Source organism: Vibrio sp. R12-SG2-ISO1, from assembly GCF_059834045.1.
This window is the reverse complement of the sequence record NZ_JCBDGO010000010.1, coordinates 1-12,797: the sequence shown is the minus strand read 5'-3', so window position 1 is coordinate 12,797 and position 12,797 is coordinate 1. Positions and strand designations below refer to the sequence as shown.

Genomic DNA, 12,797 nt, shown 5'->3' with positions numbered 1-12,797 from the left:
GTAGAAACGATTAAACATAAGTGAACTTCATTTTGACAGATTTTGCTGCGCGATTAGAGCGAGTCGCTCGTAACCCAGAAGTATTCCAACACTTTAGCCGTGGCGTCGAGCGAGAGACTTTGCGCTATCAAGACGGGCGTTTGGCGACCACTCCGCACCCTCAAGGGTTAGGGTCGGCGTTGACCAACCAATGGATCACGACGGATTTCTCTGAATCGCTGCTCGAGTTCATCACTCCGGTGTCGCACGACATCGATCAACTGATGGCGCAGCTTGAAGACATCCACCACTTCACTCAAACCAAACTGGGGGAAGAGAAACTGTGGCCACTGTCGATGCCTTGTTACGTCGAGCATGAGGAGTTGATCAACCTTGCTCAATATGGCGACTCAAACTCAGGCAAGATGAAAACGCTGTATCGCCAAGGGTTGAAGCGTCGCTACGGCAGTTTGATGCAAATTATCTCCGGTGTGCATTTTAACTTCTCTTTCCCAGACAGTTTCTGGGAGGCCCTCTATGGAGAGCAAGATGAGCAGGCGCGCCAAGAGAGCAAATCTGAGGCGTACTTCGGCTTAATTCGCAATTACTACCGCTTTGGGTGGCTGATTCCTTATTTCTTTGGCGCGTCACCGGCGCTCTGCTCTTCGTTTATTCGTGGCCGAGAGACAAAACTGCCGTTTGAAAACATTGGTGAAACCCTCTATTTGCCGAACGCCACCTCGCTGCGTTTGAGTGATTTGGGCTACACCAATAGCGCGCAAAGTGTCCTCAAGATCGGATTCAATAGCATTGATGAGTATTTAGCAGGGCTTAATGAAGCGATTCGCACGCCTTCAGACAAGTTTGCCAAGATAGGCGTGAAAGTGGATGGTGAGTACCGTCAACTCAATAGCAACGTTTTACAGATTGAAAATGAGCTTTACGCGCCTATCCGTCCGAAACGAGTGACCAAAAGCGGTGAGAAACCGTCTGAAGCGTTGCGCCGAGGCGGGGTTGAGTACATTGAGGTGCGCTCACTGGATGTGAACCCGTACAGCTCGGTGGGTATTACCGAAGATCAGGTTCGCTTCCTCGACCTCTTCTTAGCATGGGCTGCATTAAGTGACTCTGAGCCGATGGATTTTTGTGAGCAAGCGTGCTGGCGAGAGAACTGGAACAAAGTGATTGTCGAAGGTCGCAAGCCGGGTCTTGAGTTGCAGATTGGCTGCAAAGGTGAAGTCTTAACGTTGCAAACCTGGGCTAAGCGTGTATTTTCTGAATTGACGGCGATCGCCAAAGTCATGGATGAGGCAGCCGGTGGTCAGGCGTACCAAGATGTGGCTAAGACACTGCTTAAGTGGATTGATAACCCAGAGCTGACCATTTCAGGGCAACTGCTGGCAGACACCAAGCGCCTAGGCGGTTTAGGAAGTGTGGGCCGAGAGTTTGGTCGGCAGTACAAAGCGCGTCATCAAGCTCACCAATACCGTACCTACAGTGAGTCTCTGATGGAACAAGAAGTCGCGCGCTCAGTGGAGGCACAAGTCGATATTGAAGCCAAAGATAGCCTGTCATTTGATGCGTTTTTAGAAGACTACTTCGCGTACTTAAAAACGCCGCAGCAGGCGTAATCCGTGCCACAATAGGCTCGCTCAATCATCGTCGATTTGCTAGGCTTTGACTATCTGCCTAGCTGTTATCGCTGGGCGAAGAAAAAGAATAGAACAGCTCCCAAGAGCTTGGAACCAATGGAGACGGACCATGCCGTTACTAGATAGCTTTACCGTAGATCACACTCGTATGAACGCCCCAGCCGTTCGCGTGGCAAAAACGATGACCACGCCTAAAGGGGATACCATCACAGTGTTTGATTTGCGTTTTACCGCCCCAAACAAAGACATCTTGTCAGAAAAAGGCATCCACACCCTTGAGCATCTATACGCTGGTTTCATGCGTAACCACCTTAACGGTGAGAGCGTGGAAATCATCGATATTTCACCGATGGGTTGTCGTACAGGCTTCTACATGAGCCTAATTGGCACACCGACCGAGTCTCAAGTTGCTGACGCATGGCTCGCGGCAATGCAAGATGTGCTGAAAGTGGAAAGCCAGAACAAGATTCCAGAGCTCAACGAATACCAATGCGGTACGGCAGCGATGCACTCACTGGATGAAGCCAAAGCGATTGCAACAGCGATTATTGACGCGGGCATTTCGGTTAATAAGAACGATGAGTTGGCGCTACCAGATTCGATGCTGAAAGAGCTCAGTGTTGACTAAGCCCCGAATAGACCAGCTGATTTAGGCTGGGACAGAAACCAAAAAAGGAAAGCACATCGCTTTCCTTTTTTATTACCTATCAGATTGTTATTGCGCTTTAGGCAATACCACGACGCGCGTTTTGGCCCATATATCGTGAAAGCCGCGCTTTTTGGGGTCGATAGGCACACTAAGATTAGCCAGGCCGAAACCGGATGTGCCAATGCGAATCAGCGCTTGCGTCACCGTGATTCGCCCGCCTTGCTCATTTTGCAGTTGCAGTTTCCAGGCACGCATCCCCAATGTTTGGCCCGCTTTTGTCCAAAAGTAGACAAAGAAGTAGACCCACACCGCCGCGAGATAGAAGGTGTAGAGAGGGCTCCATACCGGATGCTGCGTAAGGAAATCACTGACGTCTTGGTATTGGCCAACATGAAATACGCCGAGGGCCATTAGCGCATGTAAAATGGCGATAACGATACCGGCCGCCATCATTTCGATGGCAATGATGATCAATCCATCATAAAAAAGTGCCCCTAAGCGGCGAAAAAGTCCCGCTGGTGGCAAGGTGCTATTGCTAGACATAAAACGACTTACCCTTAAAAAACTGGCGCCAGAATATAGTGTCAAACTGGTGATGAAAAGAGAGCTTGCGCACAGCTTACGACTTTGTGGCGAATTTATCAGCAAACAATAAGCAAATCAGCTTTTTGCACTTGCGCGATGGCAAAGCTTACGTATAATGCCAGACATCAACAGGGAGTCATCCCCAAGATGCCGGTGTGGTGAAATTGGTATACACGACGGATTCAAAATCCGTTGCCTTCGGGCGTGGCGGTTCAAGTCCGCCCACCGGTACCATATTTAAACAACAAAGCCTCGACGAAAGTCGGGGCTTTGTTGTTTCTAGCATTCGCCATTTTCAAAAAAGCCCCGTGTTGAAACGAGGCTTTGTTTGAACGACGCTTAGCAGTATCACGATAGAGGGTTAAGACAGGTTTTCCACCGTTCGAGATACTTTTTCTGCGTCATCGATGATTCTGTCGATCACTTGTGAGATCTGCTCAGTTTGAGATTCGCCGTGGGACGTTTTTTCGGTGACGGCTTGGATTTTGCCATCGAGTTTTTGCGTGATCTTACTGTTCTCGCCGATAACGTCGGCAATCTCTGAGGTAGATTCAGAGGTCCTGGCCGCGAGGTTGCGCACTTCATCGGCCACAACGGCAAATCCGCGGCCTTGTTCTCCGGCCCTAGCCGCCTCAATTGCAGCGTTCAATGCGAGCAGGTTGGTTTGCTCGGCAATGGCGCTGATGGTCGAGACGATGGTTTCAACGCTTTTCGACTGACCATTCAAGGCGGTCACCAACTCATTCATTTCGGCGACGGAGCGGTTGATCTCTTGAGAGTTGGTCAGAAGCTGCGCAATGCTCTCTTTCCCTTCACACGCGGAGTTCACGGTTTGCTGGGCTATCTCGAATGAGGTGGTGGCGGCTTCTTTGACTCGCTCGGCTTTTTCGACACGATCGGTAATATCGCTCGCAAGTTTGATGATTTTAACCACTTTGCCTTCATGGTTGAAAATCGGGTTATAAGTCGCTTCTAACCACATACGTTGCCCATGCTTATCAATCCGTTGGAACAGACCGGTTTTGATGGCACCCGTCGACAACTCTGCCCAAAAATTGGGGTTGGACTGATAAAACTCTGGCAAGCAAAACATACGATGGTGCTGACCTTTGATTTCGGCCAATGAGTAGCCCATGTGCGCGAGGAAGTTTTTATTGGCGGTAATAATGGTGCCGTCGGGTTCAAAGTCGATGACGGCTAACGATTTATCTAGGGCGTCTAACAGCGCTCGATTGCGCTCACGCTCTCGCTGAGCATCGCTCACGTCAGAGGCCACTTTGGCGACATACTCGACTTTCCCATGTTGATCGCGGACCGGAAAATAGGTGGCCTCGACCCAAAATGCGAGATCTTGCTTGTTTTTGCGAATGAATCGGCCTGTTTTAGGGATGCCTTGATTGAGATCTTTCCAAAGTTGCTTGTATTCAGCTGTCTCAACGTCCTCCGGGAAACAAAGGAAGCGGTGATGTTTGCCTTGCACTTCTTCCAAGCTATAACCGGTAACAGAGAGAAACTGAGCGTTGGCAAAACGGATGTGCCCATCGGGTGTAAATTCGATATAAGGAACCGATTCTTTGACCGATTCCTTGAATTGATTAGCGCTGCTAAGTTGATTTTCTAACTGAGTAATCTTGTCATTTTTGGCGCGAGCGAAATTAAACATCCTTGTCTCCTAACCACTGTTTTTATTATGCACTGTATTGAGTTTAGTGTAGGTAACCTGATGCGTTTGTACAATGGTTATAACAGCGATGAGAGGCGTAAGCCAACCAAGCGCGAGGGGTCAATAAGGACGATTTGCATAGCGCTATTGGTGCAGTAGGGGATCAGCACGGAGTAGGAGTGGCTCGTATCGAGTGTCGGTTGGCCAATTAAGGTGCCAAATTGTTGATCATCAGAGGTAACGAGTACGTCAGCGCGTGGAGCCTCATCCTCATAAGTGAGCTCAAACTCGGTTCTCTCTAGCGGTGAAAACTGGCCGCTTTTTATCGTCACGTGATACCCATCGACTTGGCATCTTCCATCATTCACTGGACAGTCGACCAATGTGAGCCCTTGAGGCGCCGAGGCGAACTCCATTTTCGGTTCAAACTTGAACCAGGTCGGCGCGAAATAACCCGCTGCAAACAGCAGCGGGATCAAAAAATAGCGGTAGGCCATTAAGAGAGCTGGAATCGCTGGCTTAGGCTCGCCAATTTGCTGGTGGCTTGGGTGAGCTCTGAAATCGAGGCGCTTTGCGCCTGCGATTGCTCGGCAATCACAGCACTGGCGTTATCCACTTCCGACATATTGCTTTGTAGCCGGTCTAATGAGCGGTGTTGCTCATCGACTGAATCGGCGACTTGCGACATCTGGAGATTCACTTGGCTGATATTGTGCGAGATTTGTCCGGTCGATTGGATGATATTGTCCACGGCACTAGAGACTTGCGTCGATAGTTCCGTCATGTCACTGATGTTGCCCGTGGAGAGTTTGACCGCTTTCTCTAATTGACCTAGAGACACACCAATCTCCTCAACGCTTGCGCTGGTGCGATTCGCTAGCTGGCGGACTTCGTCTGCCACCACAGCGAAGCCTCTCCCGGCTTCGCCGGCTCTTGCCGCTTCGATGGAAGCGTTGAGAGCGAGCAAGTTTGTCTGCTCAGAGATGCTCGTGATCGCTTCGAGAATCTGGTGAATGCTGTTGGCGTCTTGTACGACTTGGCTGACGTTGCTGCGTGTTTGGTCAACAATATCAGTCATGCGGGCTAAGCGATGTTGACATTCGGCCGATTGAGAAAGCGATGCATCACTAAGCTCGGCGGCATGCTGGGCACTTTGATGGCAAGCTTGGGTTGTTTGTGAGACATGGGAGAACGAATCACCGAGATTGCTCACCGCGCTCGCGACTTGCTTAATATTGTTACTATTGCGAGAGATCTCACGATCAATTCGTGTGGTGTTGGCCGCAAAATCCTCGGATACATGAGAAAGCTCGGCAACGGATTCGCGTTGGATTCTGGCGGTGTCTTGTAACTGTAGAATGATTTGGTTAAAGCGAGTGAAAAACTCATCCCGCTCTTGCAGTTCCACATTTAAGTTGAACGTCGAACCTTGCACCACATGATCGACGGTGCGGCTGACGTATTTCAAGCGTTGCAGGTTTTTATCCAGTACAAGACAGGCGTACATGGATACGCTAGCTTGGAAAATAGCATACAGGCAGTGCTCAATAACTAAGGTGTAGCTGCTGTTCGGTGGGAAAATGTATACCGGTACGCCAGACGACTGCATCCAAAAGAAGACAACGTGATGCAGAGCGGCGGCAACCAGTGCGTGTAATACCATCAGCCAGTTATTGTAGAGCGTCATCAACGCCAACATGATGAAGACTTCAAAATGAAGCATGATGTCGCCATAGGCCTGATGAATATGCAAAGCAACAAACCCGTACAGCACGTACGGCAGGGCATAGCGAGTGGTGGGGCGATTGAGAATGACGACTAAGGCAGACAAGACCAGAGTGGCAATCAGGTCGGGCGTCGCATACCCATAGCGAGCAAAATAGATAAACGAAAGTGCCATCATAGGCAGGCCGATAATGTACGTTTTTTGAGAGAACGACAACTCACGCTCTAGCTTAATCATACCAATCTACTCTTAGCAAAATAAACGATGTGCATGTTAGGAGTATATGTACACCACTCATGCTCAGTGGTTGTACCAACAATCCGTATTACTGTTAAAAGCCGTTTTGCTGATAAATTCTGTTTTGCTGATAAAAAATTGTAGACAAAAAAAACCAGCAGGTTGGCAGCTGCTGGCTAAGTCTTTTGGGCTTCCTTTGTTGTTATACTTCTCGTCACAAAGTTCGATCACTGCGTCCCGATAAATTTCCTCTGAGGTGAAAATTTCACGCGGTGCCAATGATGTTCGAGAAGGGGATTTATCCTTGTTTGCGAATCAAGTAGTCAAATGCGCCAAGGCTTGCTTTTGCGCCTTCTCCCATCGCAATAATGATCTGTTTGTACGGTACAGTTGTGGCATCCCCCGCCGCAAATACACCTTCTAGGCTTGTTTCACCACGGCTACCGACTTCGATTTCGCCACGATTTGACAGGGCAACCTCTGAATCTTTCAGCCATTCTGTGTTCGGTACGAGGCCGATTTGCACGAAGATACCAGACAGCTCAATCTCTTTGATCTCATCTGTGTTGCGATCTTTGTACTTCAAGCTCGTGACACGTTTCCCATCACCAATCACTTCTGTGGTTTGCGCCATGGTAATAATGTCGATGTTAGGCATCGAGTTCGCCTTGTTGATCAAGACTTGGTCGGCGCGAAGGACATCCGCGAACTCCAACACGGTCACGTGCTCAACAATACCTGCAAGGTCGATAGCGGCTTCAATACCTGAGTTACCACCACCGATAACGGCAGTCTTCTTACCTTTGAACAGTGGGCCGTCACAGTGTGGGCAGTAGGCAACGCCTTTGTTGCGGTACTCTTGCTCACCCGGAACGTTCATTTCACGCCAACGTGCACCTGGGCTTAGAATGACACTCTTACTCTTCAGAGTTGCGCCACTCTCAAGTTGGATATGAATCAGACCATCTTCTGTGTGCGCTGCGCCCATCAGCTTTTCTGCTTGCTGTTCTGTTACGACGTCCACATCGTACTCTTTTAAGTGCTCAGCAAGATCAGTCGCCAGTTTTGGACCTTCAGTACGTTTCACTGAAATGAAGTTTTCGATCGCCATGGTGTCCATGACTTGACCGCCAAAGCGTTTAGCGACAACGCCAGTGCGAATCCCTTTGCGCGCCGCATAAAGAGCCGCAGCACTACCACCAGGGCCACCACCGACAACCAAGACATCATATGGGTCTTTTTCGCTCAGAGCTTTCGCGGCTTTCTCGCTCGCGCCGTCATCCACTTTGTTAAGAATCTCAGTTAGAGACATGCGGCCTTGACCGAATAGCTCGCCGTTAACGAAGACACTCGGTACGGCCATGATATCACGTTGTTTCACTTCATCTTGGAAGAGTGCGCCATCGATCATGGTCGCGTTCACTTTCGGGTTGATCGCCGCCATCATGTTGAACGCTTGAACCACGTCTGGACAGTTTTGACACGAGAGTGAAATAAAGATTTCGACATCAAGATCTTTGTCTAATGCGGCGATTTGCTCAATCACCTCAGGCTCAAGCTTGATTGGGTGACCGCCAGAGTGCAGCAGCGCCAAAACGAGAGAAGTAAATTCATGTCCCATTGGCAAGCCGGCAAAGCGCAATGACGTACCTTTGGCCGGGTTGGTCACAGCCATCACAGGTTTGCGTGCGCTAGCATTATCATCTCGTTCAACACTGATCAGATCGCTCATCTCAGCGATTTGATTGGCCAAGGCGAGGATGTCATTGGCGGCTTTGCTTTCATCTAGGCTAACCACTAGACGAACCTCTTCTTTTACATTGGCGAGATATTGTTTGAGTTGTTGTTGAATCGCTTGGTCTAGCATGGTGGTACTTACCTTAAATAAACAAAAGAGTGGTTACTCTGGATAAAAACAGGTTGGGAAGAGAGCAAACCGGGTAGAAGGTCGTCAGGTATCAGACCCAGAATGCTCTCTTAATTAGGTTCCTAATAGGGGAGGAACAACAATCTCAGTGAGATTAGATTTTGCCAACTAGGTCTAGAGATGGTGCCAGTGTTTCTTCACCTTCTTTCCATTTCGCTGGGCAAACTTCGCCTGGGTGAGCAGCGACGTACTGAGCGGCTTTTACTTTGCGAAGTAGGTCTTCTGCGTCACGGCCGATACCTTCAGCAGTGATTTCCATCGCTTGAATCGTACCTTCTGGGTCGATCAGGAATGTTGCACGGTCTGCAAGACCTTGACCTTCACGCATAACACCGAAGTTGTTGGTGATGTTGCCAGTTTGGTCGCCAAGCATGTAGTAGTTGATTTTGCCAATAGTGTCTGAGCTATCGTGCCATGCTTTATGAGTAAAGTGTGTATCAGTAGAGACTGAGTACACTTCTACGCCGCGCTTTTGAAGCTCTTCGTAGTGGTCTGCTAGGTCACCAAGTTCAGTTGGACATACGAAGGTGAAGTCTGCTGGGTAGAAGAAGAATACCGCCCATTTACCCAGAACGTCTTGCTCTGTGACTTCAACAAATTCACCTTGTTTGAATGCGGTCGCTTTGAATGGTTTGATCTTAGTGTTAATCATATCTTTACTTTCCTCAGAATGTTTTGGGTGAGCAGTTCTTGCTGTCGGAAAGTATATTCTCATCCCCCGTAGACTAAATAAAATTGCTTGTAGCTATCTTATTGATAGGGAAATCCTATTAGAAATTAACAAGGCCTCGTCTAGCGCAGTGTGGTTCGAGTCGGCGCTTTGCGCGCAAGATAAGTACGGTGGAATTTTTCTTCGCTTTATCCGCGAGTTAGTGAATTGTCAGCTATCTTTTAAAGAAAACAACAGGAAGTCAGACAATGTATCAAATCACACCGTATCTCTTTTTCGCTGGAAGATGTGCCGAGGCGCTCCATTTTTATCGTGACAGTTTTGAGGCAGACGTCACATCAGTGCAATATTTCAAAGATTCACCACAGGTCATTGAGGGGGCGGAGCCTCATTGGATTATGCACGCAGAAATTGACATCATGGGCAATAAATTGATGCTCTCTGATGGTGTGGTGGCGAAAGAGCTGAGCGGAAACACCATCGCCTTATCCATTGTGCTTGACGATCTCGACTTACAAGCGAGGCTGTTCGATAAGCTCGCGACGCAAGGTCGCGTGATGATGCCTTTGGCCGACACATTTTGGGGAGCACGCTTTGGTAAAGTGGAAGATCAGTTTGGCATCCGTTGGATGCTGCACTGCAATCTAGTCTAATCTGCTGAGGTGTCATGTCGCGTCAGCAATCCGTTGCTCACGTCTGTTGATGAGTTGGTCAGGTAGGGTGGCTTTTTGTGATGAAATCGCCACCTAATTCATCTAAGATTATTGGGTTATCAAAATGATTCAGTTGTATAAACGTCGTGGCTAGCATCAAAATTACCGTCGATCGTCTCCAACCCGGATTGCACATTCGACTGCCGCTCAAATGGAATGAGCACCCTTTCTTATTGAATAGCTTCAAGATAAAAGACGAAGAGCAAGTGCGACTCATTCGCCACTTGGGAATTAAGCACGTCTATATCAATCCTGCGCAAAGTGATGTTGAACCACTGCCACCGCAGAAAGCGCAACCCGAAGAAGAGGCCGACAATGACCACTCCGGCGTTGATAGTGAGGCAGAAAAACTCTGGCAGCAGAAACAAGAGCAAATAGAAAAGCTCAATGCCTATCGACGCCGAGTGATTCAGTGTGAAAAAGAGTTCGAACGATCGTTGTCAAAGATGCGAGCGGTGATGAATAAAATTCGCAGCCGACCAGAACAAGCCATTGATGAAGCATCGGAGTTAGTCAGCGATGTGGTCGACAAATTGCTTAGCGATGACAACGTGACGTTACACCTCATGAACGGTAAGAGTGAATTTGAGGACATCTATTTTCACTCCCTCAATGTTGCGGTTATCGCGATGATGATTGCCAAGGCTAAAAAGCTCAATGCAGACAAGATAAAAGAAGTCGCGTTTGCTGCGCTATTCCATGATATGGGAAAAGTTAAAATCCCAACGGCAATAGTCCGCAAAAAGACGGCCTTGACGGAGCCAGAGAAAAACTACCTCAAACTGCACACCAAGTATGGTTTTGACTTAGCCGATAAAATAGAGAGCTTTCCGGAAAGTGCCAAAACGGTCATTACTCAACATCATGAACTGAATGATGGTTCTGGATACCCTCAAGGGTTAAAAGAAGAAGAGATAGATATGATGACGCAAATAGTGTCGGTGGCGAATGCGTATGACAATCTCTGTCACTGCAATATCGAAGCAGAACAAAAGATCCCTTATGTTGCGCTGTCTCACCTTTATAAAAACTGCAAGCATCTCTATAGCAACGAAAACCTCGGCATTTTAATCAAGTTTATGGGCGTCTACCCACCAGGTACCGTTGTCCAACTGTCCAACAACATGGTTGGTTTGGTCATTTCAGTCAACGCGCGCAATATTCTCTACCCGAATGTGCTGATGTACGACCCTTCTGTGCCAAGGACTCAAGCCCCGATTCTCGATTTAGCGGAGAAAGAACTGAAAATAGTGAATGCAATTTTGCCTGCTAAGCTACCAGATAAAGTAAAAGAGTACTTAAACCCACGCTCACGCATTTCATACTTCTTTGATTCAGACAGTTAGAGGTTGAGTTATCCACAGGCATTTGTGTATATGCTTAGGATAGTGTGCGCGTAAACTAGGTATAAAATAGCGCCTGATCGAAAAGTAGTCGGTCAGGCGTTTTTTGATAAAAAAAAGGCTTTTTTCGCTTGCGCTATTTCTGTTGCTCCCTATAATGCGCATCCACTGACACGGCAGATGCCACAAGGCTTCAGCAGTGTTAAGAGAGGTAAAAGCGTCTTGAAAAAATAAATTTGAAAAGTGTTTGACTCTTCAAATTAACTCGCTAGAATGCACCTCCGCTTTGAGAGAAAGTTTCTTGAAAAGCACCGCTCTTTAACAATATAAACCTATCAATCTGTGTGGGCACTCGTTGATGATAATCCAATTGGAAGCTTAGGCTTCAAATTAGGTTTCAATGATACGAAGTGACCATTGAGTCTTCGACTCAGCACAGTCAATTCAAGTTTTCTAGGAACTAGCTTCTAGTCACTAGGAACTTATCAGTATTCATTGAGCCGACAAAATCTTAAATTGAAGAGTTTGATCATGGCTCAGATTGAACGCTGGCGGCAGGCCTAACACATGCAAGTCGAGCGGAAACGACTTAACTGAACCTTCGGGGAACGTTAAGGGCGTCGAGCGGCGGACGGGTGAGTAATGCCTGGGAAATTGCCCTGATGTGGGGGATAACCATTGGAAACGATGGCTAATACCGCATAATAGCTTCGGCTCAAAGAGGGGGACCTTCGGGCCTCTCGCGTCAGGATATGCCCAGGTGGGATTAGCTAGTTGGTGAGGTAAGGGCTCACCAAGGCGACGATCCCTAGCTGGTCTGAGAGGATGATCAGCCACACTGGAACTGAGACACGGTCCAGACTCCTACGGGAGGCAGCAGTGGGGAATATTGCACAATGGGCGCAAGCCTGATGCAGCCATGCCGCGTGTATGAAGAAGGCCTTCGGGTTGTAAAGTACTTTCAGCAGTGAGGAAGGCAGGTACGTTAATAGCGTGCTTGTTTGACGTTAGCTGCAGAAGAAGCACCGGCTAACTCCGTGCCAGCAGCCGCGGTAATACGGAGGGTGCGAGCGTTAATCGGAATTACTGGGCGTAAAGCGCATGCAGGTGGTTTGTTAAGTCAGATGTGAAAGCCCGGGGCTCAACCTCGGAATTGCATTTGAAACTGGCAGACTAGAGTACTGTAGAGGGGGGTAGAATTTCAGGTGTAGCGGTGAAATGCGTAGAGATCTGAAGGAATACCGGTGGCGAAGGCGGCCCCCTGGACAGATACTGACACTCAGATGCGAAAGCGTGGGGAGCAAACAGGATTAGATACCCTGGTAGTCCACGCCGTAAACGATGTCTACTTGGAGGTTGTGGCCTTGAGCCGTGGCTTTCGGAGCTAACGCGTTAAGTAGACCGCCTGGGGAGTACGGTCGCAAGATTAAAACTCAAATGAATTGACGGGGGCCCGCACAAGCGGTGGAGCATGTGGTTTAATTCGATGCAACGCGAAGAACCTTACCTACTCTTGACATCTACAGAACTTAGCAGAGATGCTTTGGTGCCTTCGGGAACTGTAAGACAGGTGCTGCATGGCTGTCGTCAGCTCGTGTTGTGAAATGTTGGGTTAAGTCCCGCAACGAGCGCAACCCTTATCCTTGTTTGCCA

The 12,797-nt window shown here is 48.5% G+C and carries 9 protein-coding genes, 1 tRNA gene, 1 rRNA gene and 2 pseudogenes; 6 read left to right on the top strand and 7 right to left on the bottom strand.

Features of this window, described 5'->3' with window-relative positions; translation table 11 throughout:
- The first annotated feature begins 32 nt into the window (after window positions 1-32).
- Both gshA and luxS read left to right on the top strand, forming a co-directional pair.
- Window positions 33-1,610 carry a glutamate--cysteine ligase gene (gshA, locus tag AC6R10_RS09200; RefSeq protein WP_500672061.1) on the top strand — a complete coding sequence of 526 codons (1,578 nt, stop codon included), beginning with the start codon at window positions 33-35 and terminating at the stop codon, window positions 1,608-1,610.
- 130 nt (window positions 1,611-1,740) lie between these two features.
- Window positions 1,741-2,259, top strand: a complete 519-nt coding sequence (gene luxS / locus AC6R10_RS09195) for an S-ribosylhomocysteine lyase (protein WP_334555101.1) — start codon at window positions 1,741-1,743, stop codon at window positions 2,257-2,259.
- A gap of 87 nt (window positions 2,260-2,346) precedes the next feature.
- Here luxS and AC6R10_RS09190 read toward each other — a convergent pair whose 3' ends face one another.
- The gene (locus tag AC6R10_RS09190) at window positions 2,347-2,823 is read right to left on the bottom strand and encodes an RDD family protein (protein ID WP_334555102.1); all 477 of its coding nucleotides are present in this window, start codon (window positions 2,821-2,823) and stop codon (window positions 2,347-2,349) included.
- Between the two features lie 191 nt (window positions 2,824-3,014).
- Between AC6R10_RS09190 and AC6R10_RS09185 the strand changes: the two genes are divergently transcribed.
- A tRNA-Leu gene (locus tag AC6R10_RS09185) sits at window positions 3,015-3,099 on the top strand.
- 127 nt (window positions 3,100-3,226) lie between these two features.
- Here AC6R10_RS09185 and AC6R10_RS09180 read toward each other — a convergent pair.
- The 6 genes and pseudogenes from AC6R10_RS09180 to ahpC all read right to left on the bottom strand — a co-directional run.
- Window positions 3,227-3,649 (bottom strand): annotated as a pseudogene (locus tag AC6R10_RS09180) (methyl-accepting chemotaxis protein); the annotation flags it as partial.
- A gap of 102 nt (window positions 3,650-3,751) precedes the next feature.
- Window positions 3,752-4,528: pseudogene (locus AC6R10_RS09175) on the bottom strand (PAS domain-containing protein); the annotation flags it as partial.
- A 77-nt stretch (window positions 4,529-4,605) separates the two neighbouring features.
- A complete protein-coding gene (locus AC6R10_RS09170) occupies window positions 4,606-5,025 on the bottom strand; it encodes a hypothetical protein (RefSeq protein WP_500672060.1) in 420 nt (139 codons plus the stop codon).
- Window positions 5,025-6,491 carry a methyl-accepting chemotaxis protein gene (locus tag AC6R10_RS09165; protein WP_500672059.1) on the bottom strand — a complete coding sequence of 489 codons (1,467 nt, stop codon included), beginning with the start codon at window positions 6,489-6,491 and terminating at the stop codon, window positions 5,025-5,027. Before AC6R10_RS09165 ends, AC6R10_RS09170 begins: the two co-directional genes overlap by 1 nt.
- Before the next feature lie 298 nt (window positions 6,492-6,789).
- Complete coding sequence (ahpF, locus tag AC6R10_RS09160; RefSeq protein ID WP_500672058.1) at window positions 6,790-8,358, bottom strand: alkyl hydroperoxide reductase subunit F; 1,569 nt, start codon at window positions 8,356-8,358, stop codon at window positions 6,790-6,792.
- Window positions 8,359-8,512: 154 nt separating this feature from the next.
- Complete coding sequence (gene ahpC, locus AC6R10_RS09155) at window positions 8,513-9,070, bottom strand: alkyl hydroperoxide reductase subunit C (protein WP_334555125.1); 558 nt, start codon at window positions 9,068-9,070, stop codon at window positions 8,513-8,515.
- A gap of 266 nt (window positions 9,071-9,336) precedes the next feature.
- Between ahpC and AC6R10_RS09150 the strand changes: the two genes are divergently transcribed.
- The 3 genes from AC6R10_RS09150 to AC6R10_RS09140 all read left to right on the top strand — a co-directional run.
- On the top strand, window positions 9,337-9,741 hold the full coding sequence (locus AC6R10_RS09150; RefSeq protein ID WP_334555126.1) for a VOC family protein: 405 nt from the start codon (window positions 9,337-9,339) through the stop codon (window positions 9,739-9,741).
- Between the two features lie 146 nt (window positions 9,742-9,887).
- The gene (locus AC6R10_RS09145; RefSeq protein ID WP_500627061.1) at window positions 9,888-11,147 is read left to right on the top strand and encodes a cyclic di-GMP phosphodiesterase; all 1,260 of its coding nucleotides are present in this window, start codon (window positions 9,888-9,890) and stop codon (window positions 11,145-11,147) included.
- Between the two features lie 510 nt (window positions 11,148-11,657).
- Window positions 11,658-12,797, top strand: a 16S ribosomal RNA gene (locus tag AC6R10_RS09140); the annotation flags it as partial.

Excerpts from the sequence above, each read along its gene's own strand:
- ahpF (WP_500672058.1), bottom strand. The coding sequence starts at position 8,358 with ATGCTAGACCAAGCGATTCAACAACAACTCAAACAATATCTCGCCAAT.
- AC6R10_RS09170 (WP_500672060.1), bottom strand. The coding sequence starts at position 5,025 with ATGGCCTACCGCTATTTTTTGATCCCGCTGCTGTTTGCAGCGGGTTAT.
- AC6R10_RS09190 (WP_334555102.1), bottom strand. The coding sequence starts at position 2,823 with ATGTCTAGCAATAGCACCTTGCCACCAGCGGGACTTTTTCGCCGCTTA.
- ahpC (WP_334555125.1), bottom strand. The coding sequence starts at position 9,070 with ATGATTAACACTAAGATCAAACCATTCAAAGCGACCGCATTCAAACAA.
- luxS (WP_334555101.1), top strand. The coding sequence starts at position 1,741 with ATGCCGTTACTAGATAGCTTTACCGTAGATCACACTCGTATGAACGCC.
- AC6R10_RS09150 (WP_334555126.1), top strand. The coding sequence starts at position 9,337 with ATGTATCAAATCACACCGTATCTCTTTTTCGCTGGAAGATGTGCCGAG.
- AC6R10_RS09165 (WP_500672059.1), bottom strand. The coding sequence starts at position 6,491 with ATGATTAAGCTAGAGCGTGAGTTGTCGTTCTCTCAAAAAACGTACATT.